Origin of the sequence: Haemophilus haemolyticus, assembly GCF_003493685.1 — a bacterium.
Classification (GTDB): domain Bacteria; phylum Pseudomonadota; class Gammaproteobacteria; order Enterobacterales; family Pasteurellaceae; genus Haemophilus; species Haemophilus haemolyticus_O.
The window spans coordinates 98868-117029 of the sequence record NZ_QQJW01000004.1; the positions used below are offsets into that span (position 1 = coordinate 98868).

Here is an 18162-nt window from a genome sequence, read left to right on the forward strand (position 1 = left end):
CCTATGATGCATAACAGACTAAAATGAGACATGACAATGTCTGCGCACTTTATCACGTAAACGTAATGGATTGAACGGGAAAAGAAAATTATTTAGAGAATTTGAAAATAAAGTGGTGGGCGATACCGGTCTCGAACCAGTGACCCCCTCCTTGTAAGGGAGGTGCTCTCCCAACTGAGCTAATCGCCCGATAATATTAAGGCAAAACCCTAAATTTTCGGTTTATTTAAACACTTTTAAGTGGTGGGCGATACCGGTCTCGAACCAGTGACCCCCTCCTTGTAAGGGAGGTGCTCTCCCAACTGAGCTAATCGCCCACAAGAAAGCGTTTAAATATAAAGGGAAAGTTTGAGCGGAAAGGACACTTTAGAAAAGTGGTGGGCGATACCGGTCTCGAACCAGTGACCCCCTCCTTGTAAGGGAGGTGCTCTCCCAACTGAGCTAATCGCCCGCTTGGTCAAACTTAGTAACATTAAGAACACTTTTTAGAGAAGTGGTGGGCGATACCGGTCTCGAACCAGTGACCCCCTCCTTGTAAGGGAGGTGCTCTCCCAACTGAGCTAATCGCCCTTAATGTTGTGGGTTGGCATTATAGGGAGAATGCATTTTCAGTCAATACCTTTTTATTAAATTTTGTTTAATTGTCGTAAAAATAAGCATAAAATCCGCTTTTTTATTTAGAAGTCAAACAAGTCGTAGTAGAATAACGACTAATATTTTATTGAAGATAGGTTATAAAAATGAAACTAGATGCTCCTTTTAATTTAGACCCAAATGTAAAAGTGCGTACTCGTTTTGCTCCTAGTCCTACAGGTTATTTACATGTAGGTGGCGCACGTACCGCACTTTATTCTTGGTTATACGCAAAACATAATAACGGCGAATTTGTATTACGAATTGAAGACACTGATTTAGAGCGTTCAACACCAGAAGCAACTGCTGCAATTATTGAAGGAATGGAATGGTTAAATCTTCCGTGGGAGCATGGCCCTTATTACCAAACTAAACGCTTTGATCGTTACAACCAAGTGATCGATGAAATGATTGAACAAGGCTTAGCATATCGTTGCTATTGTACTAAAGATCGCTTAGAAGAACTTCGTCATACTCAAGAACAAAATAAAGAAAAACCACGTTATGACCGTCACTGCTTACACGATCACAGCCATTCACCTGATGAACCCCACGTTGTACGTTTTAAAAATCCAACTGAAGGCTCAGTAGTATTTGATGATGCAGTGCGTGGCCGCATTGAAATCAGCAACAGTGAGCTTGATGATCTTATTATTCGTCGCACAGACGGTTCACCAACTTATAACTTCTGCGTAGTTGTAGATGACTGGGACATGGGCATCACTCATGTGGTGCGTGGCGAAGATCATATCAACAACACGCCACGTCAAATTAACATTTTAAAAGCAATTGGTGCACCAATTCCAACCTATGCGCACGTTTCCATGATTAATGGAGATGATGGTCAAAAATTATCTAAACGACATGGCGCAGTGAGCGTAATGCAATATCGTGATGATGGTTACTTACCAGAAGCTTTAATCAACTATCTCGTACGTTTAGGCTGGGGACATGGCGACCAAGAAATTTTCAGTCGCGAAGAAATGATCAACTATTTCGAATTAGATCACGTTAGCAAATCAGCTAGTGCATTTAATACCGAAAAATTACAATGGTTGAATCAACATTATATCCGTGAATTACCGCCAGAATATGTGGCTAAACATCTTGAATGGCATTACAAAGATCAAGGCATTGATACAACCAATGGTCCTGCATTAACTGAAATAGTCACCATGCTTGCGGAACGTTGCAAAACCTTAAAAGAAATGGCAAGTTCAAGCCGCTACTTCTTTGAAGAGTTTGAAACCTTTGATGAAGCCGCAGCGAAAAAACATTTCAAAGGCAATGCTGCTGAAGCGCTTGCAAAAGTGAAAGAAAAATTAACCGCACTTTCTAACTGGGATTTACATTCTACTCACGAAGCGATTGAGCAAACGGCAGCTGAACTAGAAGTGGGCATGGGTAAAGTTGGTATGCCATTACGTGTCGCTGTGACAGGTTCTGGTCAATCGCCATCAATGGATGTTACCCTAGTCGGTATCGGCAGAGAGCGCGTACTTACGCGTATTCAGCGCGCTATTGATTTTATTCATGCACAAAACGCTTAATATTTAACCGGATAACAAGCCCTGAATAAAATCGTATTGACAGCCACATAGTCAAATTTTATCATGTCGCTGTCTTTTATGGGGATATAGCTCAGTTGGGAGAGCGCTTGAATGGCATTCAAGAGGTCGTCGGTTCGATCCCGATTATCTCCACCAGTTTATAAGAAAGCCTTGGAATTTTAAATTTCAAGGCTTTTTTGTTGCATAATAAAACCAATAAAAATACATCTAGAGACCTTTGCAAGAAAGCCCTTCCTTCGACAGCCGGAACCCAAACACAGGTTTTCGGCTCTTTCCCTCCCCCAATACCTCCTGATTTTACCCAAATACTCGGTACAACCTGATAACATCATTTACATTCTAACCCGAGGACATCATTTACATTCTAACCCGAGGACATCATTTACATTCTAACCCGAGGACATCGTTTACATTTTTCCCGTAAACTTATCATCAAAATACCTAATCCACTGGAGATTGATGATGCCTTGGATAGAGACCGATGCGATGCTACAGCGTGTACTTTTCTTAAACGCGTGGCTAAGCCAACGCTATACTAAAACTGAACTGTGTCAGCAGTTTAATATTAGCTGTCCAACGGCAGATAAATGGATTAAACGCCACGAACAACTTGGCTTTGAGGGCTTAAGCGAGTTATCTCGTAAACCTCATCATAGCCCTAATGCCACGCCACAATGGATTTGTGACTGGCTTATCAGTGAGAAACTTAAACATCCTCACTGGGGAGGCCAAAAAGCTTTTAGATAGCTTTACTCGGCATTTTCCAGAGGCGAAAAAACCAGCTGATAGCACGGGCGATTTAATTTTGGCGCGTGGTTAGTTCAGCCTCGTAAGACGAAGCGTCGTATGAGTGCAGACACACAACCTTTTGGCGAATGCACCGCACCCAATGCCACTTGGAGTGCTGACTTCAAGGGGCAATTTTTACTCAGCAATCAGAAGTTCTGCTATCCGCTGACGATTACGGATAATTTCAGTCGCTTTTTATTTTGCTGTAAGGGGTTGCCTAATACAAAATCAACGCCTGTTATTGCTGAGTTTGAACGCCTTTTTGAGCAATTTGGTCTGCCGTATTCGATTCGTACCGATAACGGCTCACCTTTTGCATCACAAGCATTAGGTGGAATCAGCAAGCTTTCTAAATGGTGGATTGACTTAGGTATTCGTCCTGAACGAATTAAGCCATCACACCCAGAGCAAAACGGACGACACGAGCGAATGCACCGTAGCTTAAAAGCAGTGCTTCAACCTCAAAATAGCTTTGAAGCTCAACAGACATTCTTCAACCAATTCTTACGAGAATACAACGAAGAACGTTCACACGAAGGCATTGGTCGTAAAACACCTGCCGAATGTTATGAGCCGTCAAAGCGAATTTATACAGGTCACATTGAGCCATATGACTATGGGGATAATGTTGAAATCCGCAAAGTGAAACTCAGTGGCGAAATCAAATGGCAAGGAAAAACTTATTATCTCAGCCAAGTGCTTGCCAATGAACCTGTAGCGTTCGAGCCTTATGCCGATGGCATTTGGCATATTTATTATCGCTTTCATTTACTGGGCAGTTTTGATGCCAAGGAAATGAAAATTAAATCTGCCACATTGTGGCATAAACAACCTAACGAATGTAAACGATGTCTTTAGGGAAAATGTAAACGATGTTTGGGTTGTACAGGTTAATAAAGTGGTTTTGAGACGTCTAATTTTAAATCCTGCCGGTTGATTGATCTATGGAACGCATTATAGGGATTTGTGTTGGTTTGATAATTAGGGAAAATGGCAATGCCGTTGTGAGGAAAATTCAGCAATCAGGCTTTCAGACGACCTTTTATTTTCACTATACTGAAAATCAGCCTATAAAACCCTTTAACTTTGCATTATAATGAAAATAATCTAGCAAAATTTAGGAAGTTTTTATTATGCTGCAAACTGTATTTGACCGCCCCATTTATCTCAACCGCTTGAAAAAATACCAAAACAGTGAATTTATCAAAGTCATCACCGGCGTGCGCCGTTCGGGCAAGACTTTTGTGCTGGAAATGTTCCGCCGTTATTTGCAAACCAGCGGTGTGGCAGAGGCACAGATTGTGTTTTTGAACTTTGAATCCATGCAGCTCCAAGCCTTGCGCACCGCCGAAACGCTGTACCGCTATGTGATGGAGCGTGCGCAGGCGGGGCAGAAAATGTATCTGTTTTTTGATGAGATTCAACGGGTTGCAGGCTGGGAAGATGCCGTGAACAGCCTGCGGGTGGATTTGGATGCGGATATTTATCTGTCGGGCTCAAATTCCTCGCTGCTGTCGGGCGAGCTGGCGACGCTGCTGGTGGGGCGAATGGTGGAAATTCCTGTGTTTCCCCTTTCATTTCAAGAATATATGCAATTCCGCCAATTCGACGGCGTGCCGGACACACTTTTTCCCGAATATGTGCAGCGCGGCGGTTTCCCCGCCACGGCGTTGGTGGAAGACGAAGAAGTGCGCCGCACGATTTTGGACGGTATTTTCAATTCGATTTTACTCAAAGATGTGAGCGAGCGTGCCAACCTGCGCAACGACGGCGTGTTGAGCCGCCTCGCCGCCTTTTTATTGAGTGAAACAGGCAACAGCATTTCCATTAACAACATCGCCAACATCCTGAAAAACGAGGGTACGGGCGCAAGCAACAACGCCATTGCCAAATATGTGGACCTGCTGGAACAGGCGTTCATCTTCTACCAAGCCCGCCGCTACGACCTGCGCGGCAAAGCCCACCTGCGCACCCAAGCCAAGTATTACAGCGTGGACACGGGCTTGCGCAACGCCACGCTGAACAAATCGTTCCGCGACAACTTCGGGCATCAGATTGAAAACATTGTGTTTATCGAACTGCTGCGCCGTGGCTACCAAGTGGACGTGGGCAGCTACGATAACACCGAAATTGACTTCGTGGCGAAAAAAGGCACGGAAATCCAGTATTTCCAAGTCGCCATGCAACTGCCCGAAAACAGCAACCGAGAAGTCGGCAATCTAGTCAACCTGCCTGATAATTATCAAAAAACCGTGCTGACCGCGAACCGAATGGACGTGGGCGAAGTGGATGGAGTTAAGGTGGTGCATGTGGTGGATTGGTTGGTGGCAAATCATATGTAAGTAGAGTAAAATTAGTTTCAATGAGTTCTTATTTATATGAGCTATTTATGAGTGAAAATTCTTGGTTAGATACAACTATTATTTCAGCAATTACATCTACTATAAGCTCAATCGTAGTGTATTACCTTGGGATCAAAAATACACGAAAAGAAAAATTGCGAGATGATAGAGATAACATTTTAAAAATTTCTGTAGAATACCCTTATCTAGAATATCCTGTTTTTTGTGATTCATGGGATAAATCAAAAGCCAAACATGAACATGATGAAGCAGAGAAGTTCATTCGTTATGAGATGTACACAATACTGGTATTTAACCATTTATCTGATGTATGTAATTATTATAATTATGATTTAAAGAAAATAACTAAAAATCATGTTGATATAAAAAATTGGTTGAGGTTACATAGAAAAATCTGGAAAGAACCTTTAACAGATGAATATGCAAATACAGATGGATACAATGAGAAATTTGTATCCTTTGTTAATAAAATATTGAACTAGGAGTTCTATAATGAAGAAAAAAGCATTAATACTTGGTAATTTAGATCCCAAGCTAGGCGTAGAGAAGGATATTAATTACTTTAATTCCTTTTTAAAAAGTCTTAATGGGGGGGGCTTGGAATGATAGTGAAATCGACATTCTTAAAAGCCCGTCTAAACTTGATCTGCAAACACGGATTAATTTTTATAAACGTTTAAACCTTGATTATTTTGTTTTACTTTTTGGAGGACATGGGGATACAAGTCAGGGAATTACTCATATCTACCCAAGCCATAAAGAAAAGTATGACCTATCAGAAGAGTATTTCAAAAGTATAGCAAAAAAACAGTTAAGCATTTTTGATTGTTGTAGAGATGTGAGAAAAACAATTTCTGAAAACATTGCAAAACTTTCTACAGAGAGTGTCGCAATGGATAGTATGGTAAGTTATTTAACACGAGATGAAGTTAGAACGATTTATCATAATTGTATAAATTCCGCTGTTGAACAAGATTTAAGACTATATGCTTGTTCTATTGGAGAGTTTGCACAAGATGATGATGGGGGTCTTTATACTCAGAATCTGATTTCAAATGCAATACAATTATCAAAAGGAAATGAAAGAACTGTAAGTGCTATTACCGTACATCAGACTACAAGCCCTGTCGTTTATAGAAAATCAAATGGGAAACAGACACCAACTTACAAAGGTCTAATACGAGTACAAGAAGATCGGCAATTAGTATTTTGTGTCAATCCCAAAAGAAATTTGATCTCTTGGTAATTTCTAGTTTTGAACAAAATGCCGTCTGGAACTAACCTTTCAGACGGCATTTCAATATGGAACAACCCCATGCAAAACCGCAACTTCAACGACCTCTACGCCTTCACCCAAGTCGTCAAACTCGGCAATTTCAGCCGTGCGGCGCAGTCGCTCGGGGTGCAGCCGTCTGCGCTCAGCCACCGCATGAACGATTTGGAAAACCGCTTAAATACCAAGCTGTTAAACCGCACCACCCGTTCCATGTCACCCACGGAGGTGGGCAGCGGCTGTATGAGCGGATTGCGCCGATGTTTGGCGGCATTCAGGACGAGCTGGCGGCGCTTAACGATTTGGGCGACACGGTGCGGGGCAGGCTGCGCATCAATGCGGCGGAGAACCCCGCCTATTACCTGATTTACCCCAAAGTGCGGTCGTTTTTGGCGGCGTTTCCCGAGGTGGACGTGGAGATTCTGATCAGCAACAGTTGGTCGGACATCGTGGCGCAGGGCTTTGATTTTGGTGTAAGGCCTTCGAGCGACGTGGCGCAGGACATGGTCGCCGTGCTGATTTCGAGCGAACGGGCGATGTGCGTCGTAGTCGCGCCCGACTATCTCACCCGCCACGGGCAGCCTGAAACACCGTCCGAACTCGCTCAGCACCGCTGTATAGTGCCCGCGTTCAACGCCTTTAACCGCTTGGACGACTGGGAATTTTTCCAAAACGGGCAAATCCACCGCGTGCGCGTTCCTACCAGCCTCACATTCAACAGCACCGCCCTTGTCAAAACCGCCGCCCTTGACGGCTTGGGGCTGACATGGCTGCCGCATTATGCCGTCGCCGACAAACTGGCCTCGGGCGCACTGGTGGAACTCTTCTCCCACGAGTGCGCCGTCTATTCGCCGATGGCCTTGTACTACCCGCCCAACCGCCACAAAACGCAGGCGGCAGAGGCGTTGATTGAGTGGTTGAAAATAGAAAAGGTCGTCTGAATCCCAAGTTCAAGGCTTAATGCCATGGAAACTGTATTTTCAGACGACCTTAAGACATAATATAGTGGATTAGATTTAAATCAGGACAAAGCAATAAGGTCTCAGACAGTATTAAGCCCAATTCATTGGGTACTTTGACCTTGATAAGTGTTCCCTTTGAGCTACGGCAAGGTAAGGCTGTACTGGTTCAAACTTAATTTCCCATAATAGAAATTCGAAACAGTCGATATCGCCCCTTGCCCTTCCCCTCTCAGGCAGACATCTATTTTTAATTCCTAATATCCTCGAAAAATTGCTTGCGGATGCGGATAGAAATCAAAAAACAAATCCATCCGAGACCTTTGCAAAAAAGCCTTTCCCTCAACAGCCGAAACCCCAAACACAGGTTTTCGGCTCTTTCCCTCCCCTAATACCTCCTAATTTTACCCAAATACCCCTTAATCCTCCCCGGACGCCCCATAATCAGGCATCCGGGCCGCCTTTTAGGCGCAACAGGCACACTTAGCCTATTAGCCGCTTTCAACAGGTTCAAACACATCGCCTTCAGATGGCTTTGCGCACTCACTTTAATCAGCCCGAAATAGGCTGCCCGGGCATAGCGGAATTTACGGTGCAGCGTACCGAAGCTCTGTTCGACCACATAATGGGTTTTCGACAAATATCGGTTACGTTTGGTTTGCGCTTCCGACAACGGACGGTTACGGTGGGCTTTGCGCATAATGCCGTCCAGTAACTGATGCTTTTCCAGATGTTGTCAGTTTTCCTCACTGTCATAGCCTTTATCGGCATAGATGGTCGTACCTTCGGGCAGTCCTTCCAACAAAGGCGACAGGTGTTTGCACTCATGCGCATTGGCGGGGGTAATGTGCAGTTTCTCGATATAGCCTTCCGCATCGGTACGGGTATGTTGTTTGTACCCGAGTCTGTAGAGGCCATTTTTCTTTGTCCAACGGGCATCGCTGTCTTTGCCCGGTGTGGTTTGTCCGCTGACTTGTCCTTCCTCATCGACTTCTATGGCCTGACGCTGTTTGCTGCCGGCGGTTTGAATAATGGTGGCGTCAATGACGGCCGCAGATGCTTTCTCTACTTTTAAACCTTTTTCGGTCAGTTGGCGGTTAATCAGTTCCAGCAGTTCGGAAAGGGTGTCGTCTTGCGCCAGCCAGTTGCGGTAGCGGCATAAGGTGCTGTAATCGGGGATGCTCAGTTCGTCAAAATGGCAAAACAGGTTGAAATCGATGCGGGTGATGAGGCTGTGTTCGAGTTCGGGATCGGAGAGGCTGTGCCATTGTCCAAGCAGGACGGCTTTGAACATGGACAGCAGGGGATAGGCGGGACGGCCGCGGTGGTCTCGAAGGTAACGGGTTCTTTGACGATTCAGGTACTGTTCGATCGGCTGCCAATCAATCACTTGATCCAACTTCAATAGCGGGAAGCGGTCGATGTGTTTGGCAATCATGGCTTGTGCGGTTTGTTGGAAGAAGGTGGTCATGGAAAATCCCCTAAATGTCTTGGTGGGAATTTAGGGGATTTTGCAAAGGTCTCATCTAATCTCAAAACCCTGTCACCTAGCATAGTTTTTTTTGATTGATTTGATAGATTTCAATCGTTAAAACCTTTTTGTATGATGTTTACGAAATTTATTTCAACCCTACTTATTTCATACATACAAGGAGTTAATAATGAGTTCTCAATGCCCTTTTTCGCATTTATCTTCTACTAACCTAACTATGGGAAATGGCGCCCCTGTGGCGGACAATCAAAACAGTTTAACTGCTGGTCCGCGTGGTCCATTACTTTCACAAGATTTATGGCTTAACGAAAAATTAGCTGATTTCGTACGCGAAGTTATTCCAGAGCGTCGTATGCACGCAAAAGGTTCTGGTGCATTTGGTACCTTTACTGTCACACACGATATTACTAAATATACTCGCGCAAAAATTTTCAGTGAAGTTGGCAAAAAAACAGAAATGTTCGCACGTTTTACCACTGTTGCAGGTGAACGTGGTGCAGCTGATGCTGAACGTGATATTCGTGGTTTCGCATTAAAATTCTATACCGAAGAAGGTAACTGGGACTTAGTGGGTAACAACACCCCGGTATTCTTCTTACGTGATCCTCGTAAATTCCCAGATTTAAACAAAGCAGTAAAACGCGATCCACGTACCAATATGCGTTCAGCCACTAACAACTGGGATTTTTGGACATTATTACCTGAAGCATTGCACCAAGTAACCGTTGTTATGAGTGATCGTGGTATTCCAGCAAGCTATCGTCATATGCATGGTTATGGTTCACATACTTACAGTTTCTGGAACGAAGCGGGTGAACGTTTCTGGGTAAAATTCCATTTTCATACTCAACAAGGTATTAAAAACTTAACCGATGCAGAAGCAGCTGCAGTTATCGCAAATGATCGTGAAAGCCATCAACGTGATTTATACGAAGCAATTGAACGTGGCGACTTCCCGAAATGGACGCTATTCGTACAAATTATGCCTGAAGCAGATGCGGAAAAAGTGCCTTATCATCCATTCGACTTAACTAAAGTATGGCCGAAAAAAGACTACCCATTAATTGAAGTCGGTGAGTTTGAATTAAACCGTAACCCAGAGAACTTCTTTGCAGATGTAGAACAATCTGCATTTGCACCAAGTAACTTGGTGCCGGGTATCGGTGCAAGTCCTGACAGAATGTTACAAGCTCGTTTATTCAACTATGCGGATGCACAACGTTACCGTTTAGGTGTGAACTACCGTCAAATTCCAGTAAACCGTCCACGTTGCCCTGTTCATAGCAACCAACGTGATGGCCAAGGCCGTGTAGACGGCAACTATGGTAGCCTACCGCACTACGAGCCAAACAGCTTCAGCCAATGGCAACAACAACCAGACTTTGCTGAACCACCGCTTCGCATTAATGGTGATGCGGCACACTGGGATTTCCGTAATGATGATAATGATTACTTCAGCCAACCGCGAGCATTATTTAACTTAATGAGTGCAGAGCAAAAACAAGCGTTATTCAACAACACTGCAGCTGCAATGGGTGATGCACCTGAGTTCATCAAATACCGTCATATCCGTAACTGTCACTGGTGTGAGCCAGCATATGGTGAAGGCGTTGCAAAAGCATTGGGCTTAACCGTTGAAGATGCATTAAAAGCACGTGAAACTGACCCAGCCTTAGGTCAAGGTGGATTGTTATAATCTCTAGGCTGTAGCCAAACAAAAACGGTAGGAATTTTCCTACCGTTTTACTTTTCAACATTCACTAACAAATAGTGGTGCCTTCTTCGGTACCAGTCACTACTTGACGTAATGCACCAGGTTTACCCATATTGAATACTCGGATCGGCATGCCATGATCACGAGCTAAAGTAAACGCCGCTAAGTCCATCACTTGTAATTCTTTATCGATCACTTCTGCATAACTTAAATTTTTATAAAGTTTTGCATCAGGATTTTTCGCTGGATCACAATCATACACACCATCAACTTTAGTCGCTTTCAACACAACATCAGCTTCAATTTCAATACCACGCAAACAAGCAGCAGAATCAGTGGTAAAGAATGGACTTCCTGTTCCCGCAGAGAAAATGACTACGCGTTTTTCACGTAACATTTTGATTGCTTCAGACCAGTTATAAGTATCGCAAATACCATTTAATTGGAAAGCTGACATTAATTTTGCATTCACATCAGCGCGGAATAAAGAATCACGCATTGCCAAACCATTCATCACCGTAGCAAGCATTCCCATATGGTCGCCCACCACGCGATTCATCCCAGCTTTTGCTAGTTTTGCGCCACGGAATAAGTTTCCACCACCAAGAACGACACCAACTTCCACGCCCATTTCCACTAATTCTTTAATTTCAACAGCCATACGATCGAGAATTGCAGGATCGATACCAAAACCATCTTCTCCTTGTAATGCTTCACCGCTTAATTTCAATAAAATACGTTTATAAATTGGTTGGCTCATTGTTTTTTCCCTCTGGCTTAAAAAATTGGCTTATTCTATAAAATAACCGCTCAAGAGTGAAGAAGTTAAATATGGAAATTCTGAGTGAAAGGAGGATAATAGCGGCATTTTCTTTTCAGGGAAGACAATTATGAACACGAAAAAAACAAGCCCAATTTTGCCCGCACTTTTTGCGGTGATTTGTGCCGCATTAGCAGGTTATTTTATTTTAATCGGTTCTGGAATGTTTACAGAACCAACTGTGGTTCTCATTCTGCTTGCGACAACAACTATTCTCTTATTAAGTAGCAGTAAAAAATCCTTTTATTTTATTTTGCTACCGCTTGCATTACTGCATGCTTTTTATACGCCTACAGGACTAAATTTTGGCCCTCCAAGCTACCAATATATCGCCTCGCTTTTCGCGACAGATATGTTGGAAACAAAGGAATTTCTATTGCAAATCCCAGTGAGTAGTTACTTAATTGCTTTCGCCATTCCTATTTTGATTTTTCTTCAGTACAAAAGTGCGGTGAAATTTGGCATAAAATTTTATCGTAATAAAACATTTATTGCCTTGGCGACATTGCTTTTTGCTTACAACATGCCGCTTGCTGAACCGATTAAAGAAACCGTAAGTTCTACATTAAAAATTGTGGATGAAGTACAAAAACTCAAACAAATGTCCCAATCTGATAACTGGGGAAAATCAACATTAGAAAATTCACGCTATGATGATTATGTGATTGTTCTTGGTGAAAGTGCACGGAAAGATTATCACAATGCCTACGGCTATCCAATTGAAAACACGCCATTTATGTCTAGCGCTAAAGGCACATTGATTGATGGTTTTCGTTCAGCAGGAACCAATACCGTCGCCTCACTTCGACTTATGTTAACCCTTCCTAACAAAGAAAAATGGGAACCCAATTACAGTTTGAGTTTAGTCGATCTCATCAAATCTGCAGGCGTGAAAACTTATTGGCTTTCTAATCAAGGTATGCTCGGTGAATTCGATACGCCAGTTTCATCTCTTGCTTCAAAATCTGATGAAACCTTTTTCTTGAAAAAAGGCGGGAGCTTTAATTCTACTAACTTTAGTGATTTTGATTTATTACCAAAATTCGCCCAAGTACTAGAAGATCCTATTCAAGGAAAACGTTTTATTGTGTTGCATATTTATGGCTCACATCCAATGGCTTGCGACCGTGTCGAAGATTATCCAAAAATCTTTAACGATAAAGATCTTAATCCGAGATATGGTTACTTAAATTGCTATGTGTCGTCTATTAAGAAAACTGATGAATTTTTAAAACGCGTATATGATCAGCTTGCAGAAAACGCGAAGAAAAATCACCGCACTTTCTCAATGATTTATTTCTCAGATCACGGTTTATGCCACCAACAAGATGAAAAAAACAATATACTTTTGTTCAATCAAAACTGTTTCAGTCGAGAACATCATAATATTCCGTTATTCAAAATTTCGTCGGATGACACCGAACGCAAAGAATATAAGGTGTTTAAATCTGGGTTGAACTTCTTAGAAGGAATCGCAAATTGGATGGGAATTAAAAATCCTCAATTAACGCAAACAGAAGATTTATTTTCTAACGAGTCGGATAAAAATGACTTTGGATTGCAAAAACGAATTGATGAAAAATATCGTAAAGATGACGATCCTGCCATTGATATTCGTCCTAAACACTAGGCTATATTGGGTGCGTTTTATTTTTAGCCGTAAATATCGTATAATCCGACAGATTTTATTTGTTTATTTTTTGTAAGGTGTCAACGTGTCAGAACAACAACCAAGAGTGATCGAATCAAAAGAAATTATGAGTTTATTACCACATCGCTATCCATTTTTATTAGTGGATCGCGTATTGGATTTTAAAGAAGGTGAATGGTTAAAAGCGATTAAAAATATTAGCGTCAATGAGCCTTGTTTCACAGGTCACTTCCCTGGCGAACCTATTTTACCGGGCGTTTTAATTTTAGAAGCTTTGGCACAAGCAATGGGCATTTTAGCCTTTAAAACTCACGAATTAAAAGGCGGTGAATTATTCTATTTCGCAGGTATTGATGAAGCGCGCTTTAAACGCCCAGTGTTACCTGGAGATCAAATGGAATTAAACGTTCAAGTGATTAAAGAACGCCGTGGCATCACTGCATTTACTGGCGTAGCAACCGTAAATGGTGAAATTGCTTGTGAAGCAAAACTAATGTGCGCTCGTCGTTAATTAAGGGGGTAAATATGATCCACCCAAATGCAAAAATCCATCCAACGGCCTTAGTTGAAGAAGGCGCGGTTATTGGTGAAGGTGTTGTTATCGGGCCTTTCTGTATTGTTGAAGGCACTGTTGAAATTAAAGCTCGCACCGTATTGAAATCTCACGTTGTCGTACGTGGTGATACAGTTATTGGCGAAGATAATGAAATCTATCAATTCGCTAGCATTGGTGAAGTGAACCAAGATTTAAAATATAACGGCGAAGCAACCAAAACGATTATTGGTAATGGCAACCGAATTCGTGAACACGTGACAATCCATCGAGGCACGATCCAAGGCGGTGGCGTAACCGCTATTGGCAATAACAATTTATTAATGGTGAATGTTCACGTTGCACATGATTGCCAAATTAAAAACAACTGTATTTTGGCAAACAATGCAACGCTTGCAGGTCACGTAGAATTAGATGATTTCGTCATTGTTGGTGGTATGTCAGCAATTCACCAATTTGTGATCGTTGGTGCACACGTCATGTTAGGCGGCGGTTCTATGGTAAGCCAAGATGTACCTCCTTATGTTATGGCTCAAGGCAACCACGCCCGTCCATTTGGCGTAAACTTAGAAGGTTTAAAACGTCGTGGTTTTGATAAACCAACCATGCACGCAATCCGTAACGTTTATAAAATGATCTATCGTAGTGGTAAAACGCTCGAAGAAGTGTTACCCGAAATTGAGCAAATTGCGGAAACCGATTCAGCGATCAGTTTCTTTGTTGAATTTTTCAAACGTTCAACTCGCGGTATTATTCGTTAATAATATTTTTCATTCACTATTCATAATAATTATAAGAAAAATTTATGTTATTAAATCTCAACAGTAAGTTTAAATTTTTTCTTACTACAACCTTTTTATTTTCTTCTCCTGATACATTAGCACTACATCTATCAGTTTCGATTGATGATAAAGAATCTCCTATTTCTGAATCATTAATAATTAAAGATGTTATTTCTATTGGTGCCGTTCCTTTCAAAGTAATAAGAACAGAGCTTCCCCCAGAGTTTAATGGTGCGGTTAATGGTATTCCTGAAGTCGCAGCCAAACCTCCAGAGTTTACTGGGGGGGTAAATAGCATGGATCCACCAATTCATGAAATACCAGAATATAAAGGTTGCATTACTAATTGTGGTGATGAGGGACCAAGTGTATCTTATCCTGATTATAAGCCTTATCCTCATCATGATTATAATTATAATCCTGGTTATAAACATGATACTGACAGTATAAGTGAACTAGCAAAATCTATTCTGCGACCTCATCCTGATGAAGAATCTCTAAATATTCCATATATGAAAGGCACGCCTGAGATACATTCAAAAATCGAATTTACAGGTTCAGTTAATGGCATTCCTGACCGTGCAGAACCTGTTGATTTTGAAGGTGGGGTTAATGGCGATAAGGATGGTGAAGCTGATTTTCAAGATATACTACCAGTAGTTACATATGTTTCAATTACAGCTGTGCCATCTAATGCGCCAATAATGGATAAACCTGAATATGTTGAGCCTCGCCAATCGCTATCACAACGAAAATTAGAAGAAAACAATAGTATATTATTGAAGCATCAATTTAATAAATTACGTTCCTTACAAACCTATTGTATTGCTAATAAAAATGAGTTTTGTTATGGCATTCGACATCATTATATGGCTAAAAATGATATACATGATAATTTACTTGGCCTACGTTTGGGATACGGAATAACAAATAAGTTAACTTTAGGAGTAAACATAGAGCGTTCATTAGAAAATCATTTATCAAACAACTATCGCACACTTCATAATAATGTTGGAATAGGGGCTTTCGCACATTATAAATTGCCTTCTAATTCATATATTGTAGCTGGAATTGCAAAAAATAATAATTCTTATTTACTCCCCCCCCCCTATTTTAATAACAGTGTTACCAGATATAAAGGTATCTCATGGAATTTAACATTGGGTCAGGACTTAACACTATCAAATAAAAACTCTTTAGGTTGGTATTTATCTTACCGAAATACACAGATTAAACAAAATGGATATGATGTACCTGTTTCTCAGTTTTTAATGAAATACAATAATATACAATGGAGAGAGCATTCACTTGCATCAGGTATAAAATGGAATTATTCAATCACTACTAAATTAACATGGTTAAATACTATAGAAATTGAACATCAAATTAAAAGCAATGTGACTGGTGCTGTGCAAATAGAAAACCTCAAACATGACTATCATCTTAATATTCACAAAACCCAGTGGAGTATTAGTTCAGGATTGAATTACCAATTTTCTCCAAAATTTAGTATATCCTTTACACCTTATATAAAAAATGGACTGATTAGTAGTAAACAATGGGGAACCTATCTATCATTAGAAGGTAAATTCTAGAATAGTAGTTCTAGGATGTTTTATATCATGTTAAATTAAAAATCACATTAGGGCGTACTTATACAAACGCCCTTTATAATTTTTATTGTTTTAATTTTATTCAAGGATAACGTTTATGAATAGGATAAATCCAACCATTGCTCTTGTTGCTGGAGAAGCATCTGGTGATATTCTCGGTGCTGGTTTAATTCGCCAACTCAAAGCTCATTATCCTAATGCTCGCTTTATTGGCATTGCTGGCCCAAGAATGTTGGCTGAAGGCTGTGAGACGCTTGTCGATATGGAAGAACTTTCAGTCATGGGCTTGGCTGAAATTTTGAAACATCTTCCTCGTCTGTTGAAAATTCGCAAAAATGTCATTCAAACCATGTTGCAAGAAAAACCTGATGTTTACATCGGCATTGATGCGCCTGATTTTAATTTGGATGTAGAACTCAAGCTCAAAGCAAACGGAATTAAAACTATTCATTACGTGAGCCCATCTGTATGGGCTTGGCGTCAAAATCGCATTCATAAAATCGCCAGAGCGACTCATCAAGTTCTTGCCTTTTTGCCTTTTGAGAAAGCCTTTTACGATAAGTTTAATGTGCCTTGCCGTTTTATTGGACACACAATGGCAGATGCTATTCCGCTCAAACCAAACCGTGCCGAAGCATGCCAAATGCTACAGATTGATCCCGCACAACGCTATTTAGCTATCTTAGTTGGAAGCCGTGGTTCTGAAGTGGAATTTCTAGCTGAGCCGTTCTTGAAAACGGCTTTATTGTTAAAAAAACAATTCCCTGATTTACAATTCCTAGTTCCTTTGGTGAACGAAAAACGACGAATGCAATTTGAAGCTATTAAAGATAAAATTGCGCCAAATCTAGACCTACATTTAATTGATGGCAATGCACGACAAGCAATGATTGCAGCTGATGCAACACTTCTTGCTTCGGGGACAGCAGCACTTGAAGCAATGCTTTGTAAATCCCCAATGGTGGTGGGTTATCGAATGAAACCACTGACCTATTTCTTAGCAAAACGTTTAGTAAAAACCGATTATATTTCTTTACCAAACTTGCTTGCGAATGAAATGCTCGTGCCTGAAATGATTCAAGAAGAATGCACACCAGAATTACTCGCTGAAAAACTATCTGCTTATCTTTCTGATGATGAAAGTGCGGTAAAAAATCGCCATATTTTAATTCAGCACTTCACGGATTTACACCAAAAAATTCAATGCAATGCCGATAAGCAAGCGGCTCAAGCAGTCATTGATTTATTAGAGGAAAAAGAAAATGTTTGAATATCCACAAGGCTATGAATTGATCGCTGGCGTTGATGAAGTTGGGCGAGGCCCTCTAGTTGGGGCTGTTGTAACGGCTGCCGTTATTTTAGATCCTAATAACCCAATTGAAGGCCTCACTGACTCTAAAAAACTTTCTGAGAAAAAACGTTTAGCCCTTGCTGAAGAAATCAAAGAAAAAGCCCTTGCTTGGGCATTAGGACGAGCAGAAGCTAACGAAATTGACGAGATAAATATCCTGCAAGCCTCCTTGCTAGCAATGACTCGAGCAGTGAAATCTTTAAAAATTCAACCGCACTTTGTGTTGGTTGATGGCAATAAGCTCCCAAAAGATTTAGATGTTCCTGCACAAGCCGTCGTAAAAGGTGATAGCCTTGTGGCAGAAATCAGTGCGGCCTCTATTTTGGCAAAAGTAGCACGAGACCAAGAAATGGAAGAATTAGACAAGCAATATCCCGAATACGCTTTTGCCCAGCATAAAGGCTATCCAACCAAATTACATTTGGAAAAATTAGCTGAATTTGGCGCGTTACCGCAACATCGTCGTAGTTTTGCCCCAGTGAAAAAAGCGCTAGAAAATCGTTAGAATTTTAATCGAGAAATTCTTTTATTTTGCTAGGCAGTCAAATATCGATAAAAACAAAGGGAGTATTAAAAATACTCCCTTTCCTTTAATCAA

The 18162-nt window shown here is 41.3% G+C and carries 16 protein-coding genes, 5 tRNA genes and 1 pseudogene; 16 read left to right on the plus strand and 6 right to left on the minus strand.

Annotated features, from left to right (window positions below; genetic code table 11):
• Positions 1–113 precede the first annotated feature (113 nt).
• The 4 genes from DV434_RS05140 to DV434_RS05155 form a co-directional block, all read right to left on the minus strand.
• A tRNA-Val gene (locus DV434_RS05140) sits at positions 114–189 on the minus strand.
• A gap of 52 nt (positions 190–241) precedes the next feature.
• Positions 242–317 (minus strand) — tRNA-Val (locus DV434_RS05145).
• Positions 318–375: 58 nt separating this feature from the next.
• A tRNA-Val gene (locus tag DV434_RS05150) sits at positions 376–451 on the minus strand.
• Between the two features lie 43 nt (positions 452–494).
• A tRNA-Val gene (locus DV434_RS05155) sits at positions 495–570 on the minus strand.
• A 170-nt stretch (positions 571–740) separates the two neighbouring features.
• Here DV434_RS05155 and gltX point away from each other — a divergent pair.
• From gltX to DV434_RS05195, 9 genes are all read left to right on the plus strand, one after another.
• Positions 741–2183: a glutamate--tRNA ligase gene (gene gltX / locus DV434_RS05160; RefSeq protein ID WP_118785364.1), complete on the plus strand. Its 1443-nt coding sequence runs from the start codon at positions 741–743 to the stop codon at positions 2181–2183.
• Positions 2184–2263: 80 nt separating this feature from the next.
• Positions 2264–2339 (plus strand) — tRNA-Ala (locus DV434_RS05165).
• 324 nt (positions 2340–2663) lie between these two features.
• A complete protein-coding gene (locus DV434_RS10975) occupies positions 2664–2951 on the plus strand; it encodes a helix-turn-helix domain-containing protein (RefSeq protein ID WP_239992758.1) in 288 nt (95 codons plus the stop codon).
• A 99-nt stretch (positions 2952–3050) separates the two neighbouring features.
• Complete coding sequence (locus tag DV434_RS05170; RefSeq protein ID WP_204628593.1) at positions 3051–3851, plus strand: DDE-type integrase/transposase/recombinase; 801 nt, start codon at positions 3051–3053, stop codon at positions 3849–3851.
• A gap of 275 nt (positions 3852–4126) precedes the next feature.
• Positions 4127–5335, plus strand: a complete 1209-nt coding sequence (locus tag DV434_RS05175; RefSeq protein ID WP_118785365.1) for an ATP-binding protein — start codon at positions 4127–4129, stop codon at positions 5333–5335.
• Positions 5336–5382: 47 nt separating this feature from the next.
• On the plus strand, positions 5383–5838 hold the full coding sequence (locus DV434_RS05180; protein WP_118781738.1) for a hypothetical protein: 456 nt from the start codon (positions 5383–5385) through the stop codon (positions 5836–5838).
• A 104-nt stretch (positions 5839–5942) separates the two neighbouring features.
• Entirely contained in the window at positions 5943–6602 is a 660-nt protein-coding gene (locus tag DV434_RS05185; RefSeq protein ID WP_118811525.1) for a caspase family protein, read from the plus strand.
• A 69-nt stretch (positions 6603–6671) separates the two neighbouring features.
• Positions 6672–6995 (plus strand): LysR family transcriptional regulator, encoded by a 324-nt coding sequence (locus DV434_RS11110; RefSeq protein ID WP_192881481.1) that lies wholly within the window; start codon positions 6672–6674, stop codon positions 6993–6995.
• Positions 6890–7570, plus strand: a complete 681-nt coding sequence (locus DV434_RS05195; RefSeq protein ID WP_118785368.1) for a LysR substrate-binding domain-containing protein — start codon at positions 6890–6892, stop codon at positions 7568–7570. The genes DV434_RS11110 and DV434_RS05195 overlap by 106 nt, the downstream gene beginning before the upstream one ends.
• Before the next feature lie 487 nt (positions 7571–8057).
• On the opposite strand, the pseudogene DV434_RS05200 reads toward DV434_RS05195, so the two are convergent.
• Positions 8058–9059, minus strand: a pseudogene (locus tag DV434_RS05200) (IS5 family transposase); the annotation flags it as partial.
• A 190-nt stretch (positions 9060–9249) separates the two neighbouring features.
• On the opposite strand from DV434_RS05200, the gene DV434_RS05205 reads away from it, so the two are divergent.
• Positions 9250–10776: a catalase gene (locus DV434_RS05205; RefSeq protein ID WP_005632882.1), complete on the plus strand. Its 1527-nt coding sequence runs from the start codon at positions 9250–9252 to the stop codon at positions 10774–10776.
• Positions 10777–10840: 64 nt separating this feature from the next.
• On the opposite strand, the gene pyrH is transcribed toward DV434_RS05205, so the two are convergent.
• Positions 10841–11554: a UMP kinase gene (pyrH, locus tag DV434_RS05210; RefSeq protein ID WP_005628053.1), complete on the minus strand. Its 714-nt coding sequence runs from the start codon at positions 11552–11554 to the stop codon at positions 10841–10843.
• A gap of 130 nt (positions 11555–11684) precedes the next feature.
• Between pyrH and DV434_RS05215 the strand changes: the two genes are divergently transcribed.
• From DV434_RS05215 to rnhB, 6 genes are all read left to right on the plus strand, one after another.
• Positions 11685–13244 carry a phosphoethanolamine transferase gene (locus DV434_RS05215; RefSeq protein WP_005632883.1) on the plus strand — a complete coding sequence of 520 codons (1560 nt, stop codon included), beginning with the start codon at positions 11685–11687 and terminating at the stop codon, positions 13242–13244.
• A gap of 127 nt (positions 13245–13371) precedes the next feature.
• On the plus strand, positions 13372–13776 hold the full coding sequence (gene fabZ / locus DV434_RS05220) for a 3-hydroxyacyl-ACP dehydratase FabZ (protein ID WP_050541747.1): 405 nt from the start codon (positions 13372–13374) through the stop codon (positions 13774–13776).
• 14 nt (positions 13777–13790) lie between these two features.
• Positions 13791–14579 (plus strand): acyl-ACP--UDP-N-acetylglucosamine O-acyltransferase, encoded by a 789-nt coding sequence (gene lpxA, locus DV434_RS05225; protein ID WP_118811526.1) that lies wholly within the window; start codon positions 13791–13793, stop codon positions 14577–14579.
• A 44-nt stretch (positions 14580–14623) separates the two neighbouring features.
• The gene (locus DV434_RS05230) at positions 14624–16195 is read left to right on the plus strand and encodes an SIALI-17 repeat-containing surface protein (protein ID WP_118811527.1); all 1572 of its coding nucleotides are present in this window, start codon (positions 14624–14626) and stop codon (positions 16193–16195) included.
• Between the two features lie 115 nt (positions 16196–16310).
• Positions 16311–17483, plus strand: coding sequence for a lipid-A-disaccharide synthase (lpxB, locus tag DV434_RS05235; RefSeq protein ID WP_118785374.1), 1173 nt, complete (start codon positions 16311–16313; stop codon positions 17481–17483).
• Positions 17476–18069, plus strand: a complete 594-nt coding sequence (gene rnhB, locus DV434_RS05240; RefSeq protein WP_118785375.1) for a ribonuclease HII — start codon at positions 17476–17478, stop codon at positions 18067–18069. The genes lpxB and rnhB overlap by 8 nt, the downstream gene beginning before the upstream one ends.
• Positions 18070–18162 lie beyond the last annotated feature (93 nt).

Excerpts from the sequence above, each read along its gene's own strand:
- DV434_RS05185 (WP_118811525.1), top strand. The coding sequence starts at position 5,943 with ATGGGGGGGGCTTGGAATGATAGTGAAATCGACATTCTTAAAAGCCCG.
- pyrH (WP_005628053.1), bottom strand. The coding sequence starts at position 11,554 with ATGAGCCAACCAATTTATAAACGTATTTTATTGAAATTAAGCGGTGAA.
- lpxB (WP_118785374.1), top strand. The coding sequence starts at position 16,311 with ATGAATAGGATAAATCCAACCATTGCTCTTGTTGCTGGAGAAGCATCT.
- DV434_RS05205 (WP_005632882.1), top strand. The coding sequence starts at position 9,250 with ATGAGTTCTCAATGCCCTTTTTCGCATTTATCTTCTACTAACCTAACT.
- DV434_RS10975 (WP_239992758.1), top strand. The coding sequence starts at position 2,664 with ATGATGCCTTGGATAGAGACCGATGCGATGCTACAGCGTGTACTTTTC.
- rnhB (WP_118785375.1), top strand. The coding sequence starts at position 17,476 with ATGTTTGAATATCCACAAGGCTATGAATTGATCGCTGGCGTTGATGAA.
- DV434_RS05215 (WP_005632883.1), top strand. The coding sequence starts at position 11,685 with ATGAACACGAAAAAAACAAGCCCAATTTTGCCCGCACTTTTTGCGGTG.
- DV434_RS05195 (WP_118785368.1), top strand. The coding sequence starts at position 6,890 with ATGTTTGGCGGCATTCAGGACGAGCTGGCGGCGCTTAACGATTTGGGC.
- lpxA (WP_118811526.1), top strand. The coding sequence starts at position 13,791 with ATGATCCACCCAAATGCAAAAATCCATCCAACGGCCTTAGTTGAAGAA.
- fabZ (WP_050541747.1), top strand. The coding sequence starts at position 13,372 with ATGAGTTTATTACCACATCGCTATCCATTTTTATTAGTGGATCGCGTA.
- DV434_RS05175 (WP_118785365.1), top strand. The coding sequence starts at position 4,127 with ATGCTGCAAACTGTATTTGACCGCCCCATTTATCTCAACCGCTTGAAA.
- DV434_RS11110 (WP_192881481.1), top strand. The coding sequence starts at position 6,672 with ATGCAAAACCGCAACTTCAACGACCTCTACGCCTTCACCCAAGTCGTC.
- DV434_RS05170 (WP_204628593.1), top strand. The coding sequence starts at position 3,051 with ATGAGTGCAGACACACAACCTTTTGGCGAATGCACCGCACCCAATGCC.
- DV434_RS05230 (WP_118811527.1), top strand. The coding sequence starts at position 14,624 with ATGTTATTAAATCTCAACAGTAAGTTTAAATTTTTTCTTACTACAACC.
- gltX (WP_118785364.1), top strand. The coding sequence starts at position 741 with ATGAAACTAGATGCTCCTTTTAATTTAGACCCAAATGTAAAAGTGCGT.
- DV434_RS05180 (WP_118781738.1), top strand. The coding sequence starts at position 5,383 with ATGAGTGAAAATTCTTGGTTAGATACAACTATTATTTCAGCAATTACA.